The 15,403-nt window shown below is 64.6% G+C and carries 14 protein-coding genes and 1 pseudogene; 13 read left to right on the top strand and 2 right to left on the bottom strand.

Going from position 1 to position 15,403, the window contains the following annotated elements:
* Positions 1 to 127 precede the first annotated feature (127 nt).
* The 4 genes from XH84_RS31535 to XH84_RS31515 all read left to right on the top strand — a co-directional run bounded on the left by XH84_RS31535 (position 128) and on the right by XH84_RS31515 (position 2,890).
* A complete protein-coding gene (locus XH84_RS31535; protein ID WP_128921768.1) occupies positions 128 to 319 on the top strand; it encodes a hypothetical protein in 192 nt (63 codons plus the stop codon).
* A 226-nt stretch (positions 320 to 545) separates the two neighbouring features.
* A complete protein-coding gene (locus XH84_RS31530; protein WP_164936550.1) occupies positions 546 to 866 on the top strand; it encodes a DUF1476 domain-containing protein in 321 nt (106 codons plus the stop codon).
* Between the two features lie 24 nt (positions 867 to 890).
* Positions 891 to 1,181 carry a hypothetical protein gene (locus XH84_RS31525; RefSeq protein WP_128921770.1) on the top strand — a complete coding sequence of 97 codons (291 nt, stop codon included), beginning with the start codon at positions 891 to 893 and terminating at the stop codon, positions 1,179 to 1,181.
* Between the two features lie 782 nt (positions 1,182 to 1,963).
* Positions 1,964 to 2,890, top strand: a complete 927-nt coding sequence (locus XH84_RS31515) for a septal ring lytic transglycosylase RlpA family protein (protein WP_128921771.1) — start codon at positions 1,964 to 1,966, stop codon at positions 2,888 to 2,890.
* Here the strand turns inward: XH84_RS31515 and XH84_RS31510 are convergent.
* Positions 2,887 to 3,839 (bottom strand): annotated as a pseudogene (locus tag XH84_RS31510) (alpha/beta fold hydrolase). The gene XH84_RS31515 and the pseudogene XH84_RS31510 sit on opposite strands and share 4 nt — an antisense overlap.
* 153 nt (positions 3,840 to 3,992) lie before the next feature.
* Here XH84_RS31510 and XH84_RS31505 point away from each other — a divergent pair.
* The 9 genes from XH84_RS31505 (at position 3,993) to XH84_RS31465 (ending at position 13,809) form a co-directional block, all read left to right on the top strand.
* A complete protein-coding gene (locus tag XH84_RS31505; RefSeq protein WP_164936551.1) occupies positions 3,993 to 5,255 on the top strand; it encodes a D-alanyl-D-alanine carboxypeptidase family protein in 1,263 nt (420 codons plus the stop codon).
* A 2-nt stretch (positions 5,256 to 5,257) separates the two neighbouring features.
* Positions 5,258 to 5,944 (top strand): dTMP kinase, encoded by a 687-nt coding sequence (gene tmk, locus XH84_RS31500; protein ID WP_128921773.1) that lies wholly within the window; start codon positions 5,258 to 5,260, stop codon positions 5,942 to 5,944.
* A complete protein-coding gene (locus tag XH84_RS31495) occupies positions 5,941 to 6,987 on the top strand; it encodes a DNA polymerase III subunit delta' (protein ID WP_128921774.1) in 1,047 nt (348 codons plus the stop codon). Before tmk ends, XH84_RS31495 begins: the two co-directional genes overlap by 4 nt.
* Positions 6,988 to 7,096: 109 nt before the next feature.
* Entirely contained in the window at positions 7,097 to 9,115 is a 2,019-nt protein-coding gene (metG, locus tag XH84_RS31490) for a methionine--tRNA ligase (RefSeq protein ID WP_128921775.1), read from the top strand.
* Positions 9,116 to 9,127: 12 nt separating this feature from the next.
* A complete protein-coding gene (locus XH84_RS31485) occupies positions 9,128 to 9,904 on the top strand; it encodes a TatD family hydrolase (protein ID WP_128921776.1) in 777 nt (258 codons plus the stop codon).
* Between the two features lie 13 nt (positions 9,905 to 9,917).
* Positions 9,918 to 10,715, top strand: coding sequence for an MBL fold metallo-hydrolase (locus tag XH84_RS31480; protein WP_128921777.1), 798 nt, complete (start codon positions 9,918 to 9,920; stop codon positions 10,713 to 10,715).
* A gap of 180 nt (positions 10,716 to 10,895) precedes the next feature.
* Positions 10,896 to 11,477 carry a TRAP transporter small permease gene (locus XH84_RS31475; protein WP_128921778.1) on the top strand — a complete coding sequence of 194 codons (582 nt, stop codon included), beginning with the start codon at positions 10,896 to 10,898 and terminating at the stop codon, positions 11,475 to 11,477.
* A gap of 2 nt (positions 11,478 to 11,479) precedes the next feature.
* Positions 11,480 to 12,793: a TRAP transporter large permease gene (locus XH84_RS31470; RefSeq protein ID WP_128921779.1), complete on the top strand. Its 1,314-nt coding sequence runs from the start codon at positions 11,480 to 11,482 to the stop codon at positions 12,791 to 12,793.
* Between the two features lie 38 nt (positions 12,794 to 12,831).
* Positions 12,832 to 13,809, top strand: a complete 978-nt coding sequence (locus tag XH84_RS31465; RefSeq protein ID WP_128921780.1) for a TRAP transporter substrate-binding protein — start codon at positions 12,832 to 12,834, stop codon at positions 13,807 to 13,809.
* A gap of 69 nt (positions 13,810 to 13,878) precedes the next feature.
* On the opposite strand, the gene XH84_RS31460 is transcribed toward XH84_RS31465, so the two are convergent.
* Positions 13,879 to 15,237: an autotransporter outer membrane beta-barrel domain-containing protein gene (locus tag XH84_RS31460; RefSeq protein ID WP_128921781.1), complete on the bottom strand. Its 1,359-nt coding sequence runs from the start codon at positions 15,235 to 15,237 to the stop codon at positions 13,879 to 13,881.
* Between the last annotated feature and the right edge of the window lie 166 nt (positions 15,238 to 15,403).

Below are 15,403 nucleotides of genomic sequence, written 5' to 3'. Positions count from 1 at the left end.
CCAATAGAAAAGCTTTGTTCTACAACAGCATAGCTACTGTGCATGGGGTTGTTTTTCGATATTTTGTTTGAGGCCGCGTACGGGGGGAGGCGAGGGAACTTTTTCCTCACACCCGTGTTATCTCGCCATGACTGAAGACCTTTCCTTCCGACGCAAACCCCTAACCCCCGAGCAGCGCCAGGCGCGCGATGCGACACGCCGGATCGAGGCCGAAAAGGCCATGCGCGACCATGAAGCGGCGCAGAAGGCGTTTTACGCCAACAAGGAGCGGCTCAGAGCCGAACGCCTCGCGCGTGAAGCCTCCGCGAGCAAGGGCTGAGCGAACACCTTCGCCTAACCCGGACATCTCTTGAACCGATCCAGACGCGCCCACCGGCCTTCGTGCCGGTGGGCGCTTTCGTTGTGCCGTGCGACGTGCCAGATGGCTTGACGGCATTCGCCGTCCGGGAGGAAGCTTCGGGCAAACCTGAACCAGCGTGAACCGCGGAGACGTTCGCCTCCAGCCAGTCCCGACCCTCATCAGCGAAAGCGCAATGGAGCTGACCATGACCACGTTCGACAAGCGCGAGCAGGGCTTTGAGGCCAAATTCGTCCACGACGAGGAACTCATGTTCAGGGCCACGGCCCGGTCCAACAAGCTGCTCGGTCTCTGGGCCGCAAGCCGGCTCGGCCTGAACGGCGATGCCGCCGACAACTACGCAACGACGCTGGTGACGGACCATCTGGAAGACAGGACGATGGACGAGGTGCTGGACAAGGTGTCGGGCGATCTTGCCGGCGCAGGCGTCGCGCGTGAGCAGGTCGCGCAGCAGCTCCAGCAGTGCCTGCATCAGGCGCTCGCGCAGCTCGAAGCAGACAGGCAATAGACGGCGCTGATCGGGAGGCGGGGAGTGAGGCGAAGCGGCTTCGGCAGATGGGTCGGCGGGATGACGCTCGCCGGCGCGATCATGATTGGCGCCGGCGCCGCGGAGGTGTCGGCGACACCGCTGACGCCGTTTCGCTACGAGGCGCAGGCGCAGCGTCATTGTCCGCACGACAGAGTGGTCTGGCTCGATTTCAGGAAGGGCGTCTACTATCGCAAAGGTCAGAAGCGGTACGGCCAGGGCTTCAACGGCAGCTTCGTCTGCCAGAACGAGGCCCGCAGCGGCCTCTATCGCCGCTCCCTGCTGGGCCTCCGTTGAGCGGCGCGCGACCCATCCTGAAATTCAAGGCGAGGCTCCGAACGCAGACACTCAATCAAGTGAAGGAGACCGGTAGCGTTGCGCGCTGCGTCGCGGCGGTGCCGCGGTTGGAAAATGCCAAGAAGCGGGGAGCTCAGGCGAAGACCAGTGCCACGAGGCTCGAGCAGAGCAGGACCAAGCCACCGGCGGTCAACGCCAGGAAGCCATCGGATACCAGGTCATGGTTGCGCATGGGACACCTGCCGCTCTCGTCTTCGATGCCCGGTCGGATCGATCAACATTGTCCGAACGCGCCGTCTTGAAAGAAGTGATGCTTGCCGTCCCGCGCGAGTGCCTTCAGGCCCTCGTGCGGTAGCCTTCAAACGCATGGGCCAGGAAGATCCCCGCGCTTACCAGACCCATCAGTGCCGAAACCGTCTCGATCATCGTTAAATTCCAAATCCCGCCCTTGCATCCGAGAGAACGCGTGCGGCCTTGCACAGTCAAAAGAATTCAAGTGAAGCCAGCGACAATGGGGGTGGAGTGAGGATTTGGCGCAACAGAATGTCCATCCGTGGCACAGCGCAGGTGCCATCGCTCCGTAGAACAACGGAAAAATGCGAACGTCCCGTTTACCATCCCGGCGGGATCGCTGCAGGCTCCCCATTTCCGCCGTGTTCGGGTTGCGTTATCGTTACTGCTTCCGAGAGGTGGTGGGCCGCCTCGGAATCAAAGGACCGGACAGGCTGCCCCGTTGTCAAAGCGGGTTGGGCAGACCTCCGACGGAATGGTATTTGGGGCGCATGGGGATCCGACGGTCAGATTCGGTTTTGCGGGCCGCGCGTGGTGTTGCGGCGGTCGCAACCTGCGTTGCGCTTGCCAATTGCGCCTCCTCCAACAAATTCGCCAGCCGCGTCGATCCGAAATACGGCGTGTCGTCGAGCCCCCGGGTTGTGGCTTTCGGGGACCCCGTGCCGAAGGGCGGCGGCACCTACCGCGTCGGCAAGCCCTATGTCGTGGCGGGCAGGACCTACGTGCCGGAGGAGGACGTCAACTATCGCGCCGAGGGCATGGCATCCTGGTATGGCGACGATTTCCACGGCCGCCTGACCGCCAATGGCGAAGTGTTCGACATGGCCTCGCTCACCGCGGCGCATCCAACCCTGCCGATGCCGTGCTACGCCCGGGTAACCAACATCTCGAACGGCAAGTCGCTGATCGTCCGCGTCAATGACCGCGGGCCTTATCACGGCAACCGCCTCATCGACGTCTCGAACAAGGCCGCCGAACTCCTTGAATTCAAAGGAAATGGTGTCGCCAGGGTCCGCGTCGAATATGTCGGCCGGGCGCCGCTCGAAGGCTCCGACGACCGCCAGCTCATGGCAACCCTGCGCACCGGCGTTCCGGCACCGTCGCCCTCGATGGTCCGGGTCGCCTCGGCAAGGCCCTTCGTGCCGGAATTGCCGGGATCGAGCCGCGGTGCCATTCGCGGCGACGTGCCGATGCCGGAGGGGCGGCCCTATAATCTCGGCAACACTTCGGCCGACATGGCCTCGCTCAATGCGACCTCGGAAATGTCGGCGTCGAGCCGCAGCCGGGGCCGGGCGCTCCAGAACGCCCGCGCGGTGTCCTATGACGAGGACGGCCGCTATGCAGCCGAGAGCACATCTTCCTCGGCCAGTGGCGCCGCCGAGGCCCGCAGCATCCTGAGCGGCCGCGGGCTCTACTAGGCCGCGCTGGCCTTCAGGAATTGTACCAGCGCCGCGTTCACCTCGTCGGGCCGCTCCTGCTGCACCCAATGGCCGGCCCCTCGAGGATCAGCTTTTGCTTCAGATTGGGCAGCACGCGATCGAGCTCGTTGACGCGCTTGGCGCCGATCAGGCCGGTTATGACGGCGTCCTTGGAGCCTGCGATGAACAGCGAGGGCTGATGGATCTGCGCGTCCTGCCAGGGCGCGGTCAGCTCCCAATTGCGGTCGATGTTGCGGTACCAGTTCAGCCCGCCGCGAAAGCCGGACTTGCGGAAGCTTTCGGTGAAATAGGCCAGATCAGCCTCGCTGAGCCAGCCGGGCAACGGTTCCTCGGCGGCCGCGTGGCTGAGAAAGCCCTTGCCCTCCTGCACGAACATGGCGGCGGTGGGGTCGGCAAGGCCACGTCCCCCGAGCACGATGCGCATGGTGCGCGCGACGTCGCGCTCCAGCTCGGCCTCGGCGACGCCGGGGGCCTGGAAATACTGCCAGTAGAAATTGGTGACGTCGCCCTGGCGCAGCAGGTCGAGCGGCTTGCCGCGGCCGCGGAACGGTGGCGGCACGCTCAGCCCCGCGACCGCCGTGAAGATGTCAGGCCGGAACAGTGCCGCGTGCCAGGCGACCGGCGCGCCCCAATCGTGGCCGACCACCATCGCCTTGGTTTCGCCGAGCGCCTGCACCAGGCCGACCACGTCGCCGACCGTGTCGAAGATCGAATAGGCATTCAGGTCAGGCGGCGCCGCGCTCTGGCCGTAGCCGCGCATGTCGGGGGCGACGACGTGAAACCCGGCCGCGGCGAGCGCGGGGATCTGGTGGCGCCAGGAATAGGACAGCTCCGGCCAGCCATGGCACAGCACCACCAGCGGACCCTGGCCGGCTTCGCGGATGAAGAGATCGATGCCGTTGGCCTTGATCACGCGGGTGGAAGACATCGCTTTTCCGCCTTGTTTCAGGGGTTTGGTCGAAAAACATAAGGCGCCACGATAGGGGCGCGGCGAGAATCGTGCAATCTCAGGGACAGACATCGAACCGCGTGTTGTTCGCATCTGTTCCAACTGTTAGAACGCCTCTCTCAGGGCTTCGCCATGGCATTTCATCTTCCTTTGCTTCGTCGCAACTGGCTCACCGCCGGAACGCTGGCACGCGGGCTGGTCGCTGCGGTTCTGGTTGTGGGCATTGGTTGGAGCGGGGCGCTTCTGGCCGCCAACCAGAGCATCCAGGGCGCCAAGAAGACGGACGATGCCGGCTTCGACGGCGATGCCCCGACCGCGATCCTGATGGAAGCCTCCAGCGGCAGCGTGCTGTTCGAGAAGAGCGCCGACGAGTTGCGCGCGCCCTCCAGCATGATGAAGCTGATGACGGCGGAGGTCGTCTTCAACGCCATCAAGAAGGGCGACATCAAGCTGACCGACGAGTACCGGATCAGCGAGAACGCCTGGCGCCGCGGCGGCGCGCCCTCGGGCGGCTCGACCATGTTCGCCGCGATCAACAGCAAGGTCTCGGTCGACGATCTCCTGCACGGCGCGATCATCCAGAGCGGCAACGACGCCTGCATCGCGCTTGCCGAGGCCATGGCGGGCAACGAGAAGATCTTCGCCGCCGACTTCATGACCAAGCGCGCCCGCGAGCTTGGCATGACCAAGTCGACCTTCGGCAATTCCAATGGGCTGCCCGATCCCGCCAACAAGATGACGGTGCGTGAGCTCGGCATTCTCGCCCGGCACATCATCCTGGACTTCCCGGAGTTCTACAAACTGTTCGGCGAGAAGGAGTACACCTGGAACAAGATCCGTCAGCCCAATCGCAACCCGCTGCTCAATTCGATGGAGGGCGCCGACGGCCTCAAGACCGGCTACACCAAGGAAGGCGGCTACGGCATGGTCGGCTCGGCGGTGCAGAACGGCACCCGGCTGATCGTCGTCGTCAACGGGTTGGAAGACCCCGAGGATCGCGCCACGGAAGCCAAGAAGATGCTGGAATGGGGGTTCCGCAATTTCGAGACCCGCACGCTGATCGCGGCCGACCAGCCTGTCGGTTACGCCAAGGTGTTCGGCGGCGAGAGCCGCTCGGTCAGGCTCGTCGCCAAGACTCCGGTGAAGGTGATGGTGCACAAGAACGGTAGCGACAAGCTGATTGCGCGCGTAGTCTATAACGGCCCGGTGCGGGCGCCGGTCGAGGCCGGCCAGAAGGTCGGCGTGGTCAGGGTCTGGCGCAGCGGCAACATCGCGGTGGAGACGCCGGTCTATGCGGCCGAAGCGATCGGCACCGGCTCGACTGTGCGACGCGCGATCGACGGCGCCAGCGAGCTCGTGATCGGCATGTTCCGCGCAGGCGCCGAGAAGCTCTGATCATGAGTGAGAGCGCGCTACAGCGGCCGTCCGGACGCGGACGCTTCATCACCTTTGAAGGCGGCGAGGGCACGGGCAAGTCGACCCAGATCAAGAAGCTCGCCGACCGCCTCAAGGCGGCCAAGCTCCGCATCCGCGTCACCCGAGAGCCGGGCGGCTCGCCGGGCGCCGAGATCATGCGCCATCTGGTGCTGTCGGGCATGGGCAAGCTGCTCGGTCCCGAGGCGGAGACGCTGCTGTTTGCCGCCGCGCGCGATGATCATGTCCGCACCGTGATCCTGCCAGCGCTCAACCAGGGCACCTGGGTGCTGTGCGACCGGTTCGCGGATTCGACGCGGGCCTATCAGGGCAGCCTCGGCCGCGTGCCTGAAGGCCTGATCAACGCGATGCAGCGGGTCACGATCGGCGACCTCAAACCGGACCTCACCATCATCCTCGACCTGCCGGTCGAGATCGGCCTGCAGCGCGCCGCCTCGCGCCGCGGCAACGGCACGCCCGACCGGTTCGAGAGCGAGCAGCTCAGCTTTCACCAGAGCCTGCGCGAGGCCTATCGCAAGATCGCTGCGGACGATCCGGCGCGCTGCGTGCTGATCGACGCCAATTCCGACCCTGATACGGTCGCGGCCCGAGTCTGGGCGGCGCTGCGCGATCGTCTCCTGCCGACACCAGCCTCGGTGGTTTCCGCATGAGCCGGCGTCAGACCGAGCGCGAAAGCGCCATTCCGCATCCGCGCGAGACATCGAGGCTGTTCGGCCATCGCGAGGCCGAGGCGGCGTTGCTGACGGCCTATCGGAGCGGGCGGATTCCGCATGCCTGGCTGATCGGCGGGCCGCAAGGGATCGGCAAGGCGACGCTGGCCTACCGCATGGCGCGCTTCGTGCTCGCTCATGGCCAGCCGCTGGCGCCCGCCGTGCAGAGCGCCCAAGACCTTGCGATCGATCCGGATGACGCCGTGGCGCGACAGGTGGCGGCCTGCTCGCATGGCGGCCTCTTGACGCTGGAGCGTACCGCCAACGACCGCGGCGTGATGCGTACCGTGATCACGGTGGATGAGACGCGCGAGACGATCGGCTTCTTCGGCTCGACCGCGGCGGTCGAAGGCTGGCGTGTCTGCATCGTCGACACCGTCGACGAGCTCAATCCGAACGCGGCCAACGCGCTGCTGAAGATCCTCGAGGAGCCGCCGCAGCAATCGCTATTCCTCCTGGTGAGCCATGCGCCCGCACGCGTGCTCGCCACGATCCAGTCGCGCTGCCGCAAGTTGCGCCTGCGGCCGCTGGCCACGGATGATGTGATCGGGGCTGCGGCTGCGGCCGCCGAGCTCGATCCGGACGATCCTGCGCTACGCGAGGCGGCGGAGGCCTCCGAGGGCAGCGTTGCACGGGCCCTGACACTGCTCGGCGGTGATGCGCTGAAGCTCCAGCAGCGCACGGCCGCGCTGCTTGCGCGCCTGCCACAGGTCGATCCGCGCGAGTTGCACACGCTCGGCGATTCGCTCGGCGCCAGCGACCGCGTCGCGCTCGCCGCCTTCATCGACGGAATCGATCGCTGGATCGCGGAACGGCTGCATGCGGACGAGGCCAATGCCAACCAGAACCTGCCGCGCCTTGCGCGCTTAAGCGAGGTATGGGAAAAGATCGTCCGCGCCGCGCGCGACACCGAAACCTACAATCTGGAGCGCAAGCCCTTGGTTTTCTCGGTGTTCGGCTGGCTGGCGGACGCAACGCGCTAGAGCATGATCCGGAAAGGTGCGCAGCGGTTTTCCGAAAGGGTCATGCGCAGACAACGACCTGACGCAGGTTCGTTTCCAAAATTTTGAGAAGCCGGTAAAGGAATTCGTCGTGGCAACGCGAGCTAAGAAAACCGCTAAAGGCAAGGGCCGCAAGAAGGCTGCGAAGAAGGCCGCAAAGACGGCTGTGAAGGCGCGTGCGCGCAAAGCTGCCAAGAACGTCAAGAAGGCCGCGAAGTCGAAGAAGACTGCCGCCAAGAAGGGCGTGAAGAAGAGCGCCGCGAAGACGACAAAGAAGGTCGGCAAGAAGGCCGCGAAGAAGCAGGTCGTCGCCAAGAAGGCGGTGAAGAAAGCGACCAAGAAGCCAGCCAAAAAACCAACCAAGAAGCCAACCACGATTCCGGCGAAGAAGGTGGCCGAGAAGGTCAGGGTAACACCGCCAGCTGTGATCGCGGCGCCGGCTCCCGTCGTTGCGCCGCCGAAAGCTGCGAAGCCGAAGGCACCGCGCGCGCCGAAGGCCCCCGCAGCTCCGCAAGCTCCGGCGCCCGTAGCTGCACCAAAGGCTGCAGCGCCCGTTGCCGCCCCCGCGCGCGACAACGTCTTCTACATCACGACCGCGATCGCCTATCCCAACGGCAGCCCGCATATCGGCCACGCCTATGAGGCGATTGCGACCGACGTGCTGGCGCGCTTTGCGCGGCTCGACGGCAAGGACGTGTTCTTCCTGACCGGGACCGACGAGCACGGCCAGAAAATGGTCCAGACCGCGGCCGGTGAGAACATGTCCGTCTCCGCGCTCGCCAGCCGCAATGCCGGCCGCTTCAAGGAGATGGACGAGCGTCTGAACGTGTCGTTCGACCGCTTCATCCGCACCACCGAGGAGCAGCATCATCGCTCCAGCCAGGAGATCTGGCGGCGCATGGAGGCGAACGGCGACATCTATGCCGACACCTATGCCGGCTGGTATTCGGTGCGCGACGAGGCCTATTACGCCGAGGACGAGACGCGCCTGAACGATGACGGCGTGCGGTTAGGACCGCAGGGCACGCCGGTCGAATGGGTCGAGGAGAAGAGCTACTTCTTCCGCCTGTCGGCCTATCAGGACAAGCTGCTCAAGCTGTACGCGGACCACCCCGATTTCATCGGCCCGGACTCGCGCCGCAACGAAGTAATGAGTTTCGTCAAGGGCGGTCTCCGCGATCTCTCGATCTCACGCACGACGTTCGACTGGGGGGTGAAGGTGCCCGGCGACGAAGAGCACGTAATGTATGTCTGGGTCGACGCGCTGACCAACTACATCACCGGCGTCGGCTTCCCCGATGAGAGCGACAAGAACTGGCGTTACTGGCCGGCCGACGTGCACATCATCGGCAAGGACATCATCCGTTTCCACGCGGTCTACTGGCCGGCGTTCCTGCTGTCGGCCGGAATCCCGCTGCCGAAGCGGGTCTATGCCCACGGCTTCCTGTTCAACAGGGGCGAGAAGATGTCGAAGTCGGTCGGCAACGTCGTCGATCCCTTCAACCTCGCCGACCAGTATGGCGTCGACCAGATGCGCTATTTCTTCCTGCGCGAGGTGCCGTTCGGACAGGACGGCAATTACAACCACGAAGCCATCGTCGCGCGCATCAACGCGGACCTCGCCAACGATCTCGGTAACCTGGCGCAACGCTCGCTGTCGATGATCGCCAAGCAGCTTGGCGGCGTGCTGCCCGAGCCCAGCGAGTTCAGCGACAACGACAAGGCGATCCTGTCGATGGCCGACGGCATGGTAGCCGCGTCACGCGAGGCCATGGCGACGCAGCAGATCCATCAATGGCTCAACGCCGTCTGGGCCGTGGTCGCGGAGGCCAACCGCTATTTCGCGGGCGAGGCGCCGTGGGCGCTCGCCAAGACCGATCCGGCCAGGCAGAAGACGGTGCTCTACGTCACCTCCGAGGTCGTGCGCCAGATCGCGATCCTGGCTCAGCCCGCGATGCCGGCGGCTTCTAGCAAGCTGCTCGACAGCCTCGGCATCCCCGAGGACGAGCGCAGCTTCGGCATGCTCGGCGGGGCTAAACGCATCGCGCCCGGCTCGACGCTGCCGGCTCCGACGCCGGCGTTCCCGCGCTACATTGAGCCGGCGGCTTAGAGGCATTCGCCGATGCTGGTCGACAGCCATTGCCATCTGGATTTTCCGGACTTTGCGGAAGATCTCGACGGGATCGTATCGCGGGCACGCGCGGCCGGGATCGGGCGCATGGTCACGATCTCGACTCGGGTTCGAAAGCTGAATCAGCTTCTCGCCATCGCCGAACGCTATGACGACGTCTACTGCTCGGTCGGCACCCATCCGCACCATGCGGATGAGGAGGACGGTATCGCATCGGGCGAACTGATTGCGTTGACGCAGCATCCCAAAGTCGTTGCGCTCGGCGAGGCCGGGCTCGACTATTTCTACGACAACGGCTCGCCAGAGGCGCAGGCGAGGGGCTTTCGCGCCCACATCGCCGCCGCTCGCGCCACCGGCCTGCCGCTCGTGATCCACACCCGCGAAGCCGACGAGGACTGCGCCCGCATCCTGGAAGACGAGGCGGCACGCGGATCGTTTCGCGCCGTGCTGCATTGCTATACAGGCGGGCGCGAACTGGCGCTGAAGGCGGTATCGCTCGGGCTCTATATTGGTTTCACGGGAATCCTGACCTTCAAGAAGTCGGAGACCTTGCGCGCGCTTGCCGCCGAACTGCCGTCGGACCGCATCCTGGTCGAAACCGACTCGCCCTATCTTGCGCCGGGCAAGTTCCGCGGCAAACGCAACGAGCCCGCTTATGTGGTCGAGGTCGCAAAGGTGCTGGCCGAGACGCGCGGTGTGTCGTTTGACGAGATCTCGCGTCAAACCAGCGAAAACTTCTTCCGCCTGTTCTCGAAAGTGAAAGCTTGAAATTGGGAGCCGCATGACGCTGACGATGACGATCCTGGGCTGCGGCTCCTCCGCCGGCGTGCCGCGCCCGGCGCTCGGCTGGGGCGCCTGCGATCCCAACAATCCCAAGAACCGCCGTCGCCGCTGCTCGCTGCTGGTCGAACGGACCTCCGAGCACGGCACCACGCGCATCGTGATCGACACCTCGCCGGACTTGCGCGAGCAATTGCTCTCGACCAATGTCGATCACATCGACGCGGTGTTCCTGACGCATGAGCACGCCGATCAGACCCACGGCATGGACGATTTGCGTCCGGTCGTGATGCACATGCGCCGCCGCATCCCGGCCTATTTCAACCAGTCGACCGCCAAGGACATCCTGTCGCGGTTCTCCTATTGCTTCATCTCGCCGGAGGGCAGCGACTATCCGCCGATCCTGACGCGGCATTCAATCGAGGCGGGCGAAAGCCAGACCATCCTGGGGAAGGGGGGCGCGGTGACGATGACGGCCTTTCTGGTGCAGCATGGCAACATTCCCGCACTCGGCTATCGCATCGGGGATGCAGCCTACACACCCGACCTAAACGACATCCCGCGCGAGAGCTGGGGCGCGCTGGAAAATCTGGACCTCTGGATCGTCGACGGCCTGCGCTACACCAGCCATGTCAGCCATTTCAGCATCAACGACGCGCTGTCCTGGATCGAACGGTTCAAGCCGAAGCGTGCGGTCATCACCAACATGACCGCCGACGTCGATTACGAGGTGATCCGGCAATCGCTGCCCGCGGGCGTCGTGCCCGCCTTTGACGGGCTGCGCCTGGAGACGCATTGAACCTGCGGTGGAAATTCCGCCGCGGGCAGGCATAGTCCTTGCTTGCATCGGCTGCATCATGTTGATCTAACGTCTGAAAGACAGGGCGTTGGCCAAGGGCGATGTTGAGCCAGGATCTGCGACGAGCGATTTGTGAACGTCGGAGTCGGCTGAATCGCCTCGTGCGATGATGGGGATGGTGTGACAGGGGACGACGTAACGGCTGGGGGATTGCTGCGCCGCGCGCTCGATCTCCTTTATCTCGGGGCAGGCTACGCCGCCGGCATCTTCCTGGTTGCGATCTTTGCAATCATGATGGTCATGTCGGTCGGGCGCCAATTTGCGATCAACATTCCCGCCGGCGATGATTTCGCGTCCTGGTGCATGGCCGCGATGGCTTTCCTAGGCCTTGCCCATACCTTCAAACGGGGAGAGATGATCCGCGTCGGCCTGCTGCTGGAACGGCTGCACGGGCGGACCAAGCAGATCGCTGAGATCGTGGCGCTGGGTATCGCCACCGCCTTCATCCTCTATTTTACCCGATATGCCGTGCAGATGACCTATGATTCCTGGCGCTTCAACGATGTGGCGCAGGGCGTGGTCGCGCTTCCGCTCTGGATTCCCCAGCTCGGTTTCGCCGGCGGTCTTGCGATCTTGTCGATCGCGCTCATCGACGAGATGGTCAACGTCGTCGTCGGCAACCGGCCGAGCTACGAGCTGGGCTCGCCGGACGAAACGCCGGACGAATTCATCGAGCGCATCTCGCAGGGCGGCGGAGGTTGACCATGGCCAATCTCGGCATGATCGAGCTCTCCTTCATCCTGCTCGGCGTCATGATCCTGCTGCTTGGCAGCGGGATCTGGATCGCGGTCTCGCTCGGTCTCGTCGGCTTCGTGGCGATGGCGCTGACGACCAGCCTGCCGCTCGGCGCAGTGCTTGCGACCACCACGTGGAGTGCAAGCGCGTCCTGGACGCTGGCCGCATTGCCGCTGTTCATCTGGATGGGCGAAATCCTCTTCCGCACCAAATTGTCGGAAGAAATGTTCCGGGGATTGTCGCCCTGGGTCCAGTGGCTTCCTGGGCGCCTGACCCATGTCAACGTGATCGGCTGCGGTATCTTCGCGGCGGTGTCGGGTTCTTCGGCAGCGACCTGCGCGACGATCGGCAAGATCGCGCTGCCCGAGCTCGACAAGCGTGGCTATGACAAAGGCTTGAGCCTGGGCTCGCTCGCAGGATCGGGCACCCTCGGCCTGCTGATCCCACCCTCGATCCCGATGGTGGTCTACGCGGTCACGGCAAATGTCTCCGTGCTGCAGGTGTTCCTTGGCGGATTCCTACCGGGCGTGCTCGTGATGGTGCTCTATTCCGGCTACATCATCATCTGGTCGCTGCTGAATCCCAGCAAGATTCCTCCGCGCGATCCGCCGATGCCGTTTCGCCAAAAGCTGCGGGAGTCCTCCAAGCTCGTGCCGTGCCTGCTGCTGATCTTCGCGGTCTTCCTCTCGCTCGTGCTCGGCTTTGCGACCGCAACCGAATGCGCGGCCTGGGGTGTCACCGGCGCATTGCTGCTGGCCTGGTGGAGCGGCACGCTCACGCGCAAGAATTTTCTCGAGAGCATCATGAGCGCGACGCGCCTGACCTGCATGATCATGCTGATCCTGGCAGGCGCGGCCTACACCACGGCCGCAATGGCCTATACGGGCATTCCGGCCGCACTCGCCACTTGGGTTCAGGGGCAACAGCTCACACCGGGGATGCTCGCGCTTTATCTCAGCGTCATGTACATCATCCTGGGATGCCTGATCGACGGCATCTCGATGATCGTCCTGACCGCCGTCATCGTGCTGCCGATGGTCAAGCAGGCCGGGCTCGATCTGGTCTGGTTCGGCGTTTATCTCATCATCCATGTCGAGATGGCGCAGATCACCCCGCCGGTCGGCTTCAATCTGTTTGTGCTCCAGAACATGAGCGGACGGGACACGTTCACCGTCGCGCGGGCGGCCTTCCCGTTCTTCGTTCTGCTGCTCGCCTCCGTGTTCATCATCACGGAATATCCTGAGATCGTGATGTTTCTGCCCAAGCTCGCTTTCCCAGACTGACAAGCCACGCTTTCAATTTGACCGGGAGGAGAAGTTAAATGAAGTCTCGTTGCATCGGTGCGGGCCTGATTGCCTGCGCAATTCTCGCGGCAACGCCCGCTTTGGCCCAGACCAAATGGAATCTGCCGGCGGCCTATCCCGCCGACAATCCGCACTCCGAAAACCTGATCGCTTTCGCCAAGGACGTCGAAGCCGCAACGTCGGGCAAGCTGCAGATCACGGTCCATCCCGGCGCTTCGCTGTTCAAGGCACCCGACATCAAGCGCGCGGTGGTGACCGGGCAGGCGCAGATGGGCGAAGTGCTGCTCTCGATCCACGAGAACGAGGATCCGCTGTTCGGCGTCGACGTCGTGCCGTTCCTGGCAACCAGCTTCCCCGACGCGATGAAGCTGTATCAGGCCTCCAAGCCCGCGATCGCCAAGAAGCTCGATGCGCAGGGTCTCAAGCTGCTGTTCGTCGTGCCGTGGGCGCCGCAAGGCGTCTACGTCAACAAGCCACTCGCCACGATCGAGGACATGAAGGGCCTGAAATGGCGCGCCTATAACGTCGGGACCGCGCGCATCGGCGAACTGGTCGGCGCGCAGTCGGTCACGATCCAGGCTGCTGAACTGCCGCAGGCGCTGGCGACCGGCGTCGTGAACTCCTTCATGTCGTCGGGCGGCACGGGCTACGACGCGAAGGCCTGGGAGTCGCTGAAGTATTTCTATGACGTGCAGGCCTGGATTCCCAAGGACTACACCTTCGTCAACAAGGCCGCGTTCGACGCACTCGACAAGCCGACCCAGGAGGCCATCCTCAAGGCGGCGGCAACGGCGGAAACCCGCGGCTGGAAGGCCTGGCAGGACAAGAGCACCTGGTACCTCGACCAGCTCAAGGCAAAAGGCATGAATGTCGAGCCGCCGAGCCCGGCGCTGAAGGCCGGATTCCAGAAGATCGGCGAACAGCTCACGGCCGACTGGCTCAAGAAGGCCGGCGCCGATGGTCAGGCGATCGTCGACGCCTACAAGAAGATGTGAGCACGGGCCGCCTTCCGTCCAGCGTCTTCCGGCGTTGGCGGAGGTCAGGCGCTCGATCGCGGGGCAGGGTCACCATGCATAGCGCAGCGTGGCCCTGCCGGTATAAGAACGTACGAGGTCCGACACTTCGCTGTCGAAGTTCGCTGTGGCGGACCAGCCGTTGAGGTCGCGAAGCTCGACTGCAACGCCCGCCAGCGCCGCGTTCGGCGCCAATGATACGCTGCCAGCGACAAATCCCCGGCCCGGCAAGGACTGGAACGCCGCTGGAATCGATTGTCCTGCGTTGAAATCATGGGCCCAGGCGAGCCGTCCGCGCAGGCTCATCACGCTGCCGAACAGCGTGGCGGACGTGCTCGCACGCAGCCCGAGCTCGGTGCGGCTGTCGGTGAAGCTGTTGCTACCGGCCGCCATCGGGAATCTGTCGGCCACGGAGGCCGGCTGCGGCGTATTGGAGGGTAGGCGGAAGTTGGTGATCTGCGCGGCAGCATAGGGTGTGATGCCAAGCCAGCGCGTGGCCAAACGATAACCGCCTTCGAGGCGGCCGGAATAGGCATTGGCATTGACCGCTGCGCTGAGCTGGTCCGTGCCGACCGGGGTGACCTGATAGTCGCCGGTGATGGCCTGCCAGCCGTAAGCGAGCGCGGTCGTGACATAGGCCGGCCCAGCCGCGTGCCTGAGAAAGCCGCCGGCCTGGAACAGGTCGGAGCGACCGCTCGAGAAGTTACTCGCAAAGCCGGTGCCGCCGCCGGCGAGGGCAAACCCCATGCGGGTCTGCGGCGAGAGAGAATAATCGGCCCCGGCCACCGTGCCAAAACTCCGGGTGGCCGATCCGTTGCCGCCGGTCGACACCTGCGAACCGCCAAAACCGGCAGCCCATGTGCGCCAGTGCGGGGCGGCGGGCGAAGGCTTGCCGTAGATCGCGCCATAGGCTTCGCGTCCGATACCGCCATGGGTCCGATCGTTGCCGATATCGGCGTAGGCCGTGAGCTCCGCGTCGACCTCGGCGGGCCCGACGCCGCGCCCATCAATGGCGGGATCGAGCAGGGTCTGTGTGAACTGCGTCATCGCCAGAAACGTGGCCTGTGCCGTCTCGGCCTGCGGCACGCGATCGGCGCTGCCGCCGAAGGCCTGCCGCATGCCGAAGCGTGCCGCGCCGGCAAGTCCGGGCGGTTCGGCATTCCAGCCATAGGCGGGCTGCACGCCGCCACCGCCGCCGTTGCCGAACGACGCCCCCGGCAAACCTGCCGGTTGCGGGCCGCCAAATCCTGTGCCGGAGACATTGTTGTACCCTGGAGCATTCGGACTGCCGGGCCCAAATCCTTGCGTGCCCGCAAATGCGCCGAACTCGCGCATGGCTTGCGCCGCGGCCGCGTTCGGCAGCAGCAGGCAGGCCGCCGCCGATAGCAGCAGCGCCAGACGCACACGCACGTCCGTGCTCACGACACCAACCGCATGAAGCGCCCCAACCGCGCCGGTCGCCAGCCGCGCAGCCCGCACGGCAAATCATCTGGAATCAGCGAATCCGGTGAAGTGGAATCGTAAATGCGTCTCTAACGCTTTCCAATCTTTTCCTGGCGTGTCTCGATGTCGCCGG

Origin of the sequence: Bradyrhizobium nanningense (assembly GCF_004114535.1) — a bacterium.
GTDB classification, from domain to species: domain Bacteria; phylum Pseudomonadota; class Alphaproteobacteria; order Rhizobiales; family Xanthobacteraceae; genus Bradyrhizobium; species Bradyrhizobium nanningense.
This window is presented reverse-complemented; position numbering and strand designations above follow the sequence as displayed.

Coding starts and splice junctions, on each gene's coding strand:
- XH84_RS31535 (WP_128921768.1), top strand. CDS start 128: ATGACTGAAGACCTTTCCTTCCGACGCAAACCCCTAACCCCCGAGCAG.
- XH84_RS31485 (WP_128921776.1), top strand. CDS start 9,128: ATGCTGGTCGACAGCCATTGCCATCTGGATTTTCCGGACTTTGCGGAA.
- XH84_RS31465 (WP_128921780.1), top strand. CDS start 12,832: ATGAAGTCTCGTTGCATCGGTGCGGGCCTGATTGCCTGCGCAATTCTC.
- tmk (WP_128921773.1), top strand. CDS start 5,258: ATGAGTGAGAGCGCGCTACAGCGGCCGTCCGGACGCGGACGCTTCATC.
- XH84_RS31515 (WP_128921771.1), top strand. CDS start 1,964: ATGGGGATCCGACGGTCAGATTCGGTTTTGCGGGCCGCGCGTGGTGTT.
- XH84_RS31470 (WP_128921779.1), top strand. CDS start 11,480: ATGGCCAATCTCGGCATGATCGAGCTCTCCTTCATCCTGCTCGGCGTC.
- XH84_RS31480 (WP_128921777.1), top strand. CDS start 9,918: ATGACGCTGACGATGACGATCCTGGGCTGCGGCTCCTCCGCCGGCGTG.
- XH84_RS31495 (WP_128921774.1), top strand. CDS start 5,941: ATGAGCCGGCGTCAGACCGAGCGCGAAAGCGCCATTCCGCATCCGCGC.
- XH84_RS31505 (WP_164936551.1), top strand. CDS start 3,993: ATGGCATTTCATCTTCCTTTGCTTCGTCGCAACTGGCTCACCGCCGGA.
- XH84_RS31530 (WP_164936550.1), top strand. CDS start 546: ATGACCACGTTCGACAAGCGCGAGCAGGGCTTTGAGGCCAAATTCGTC.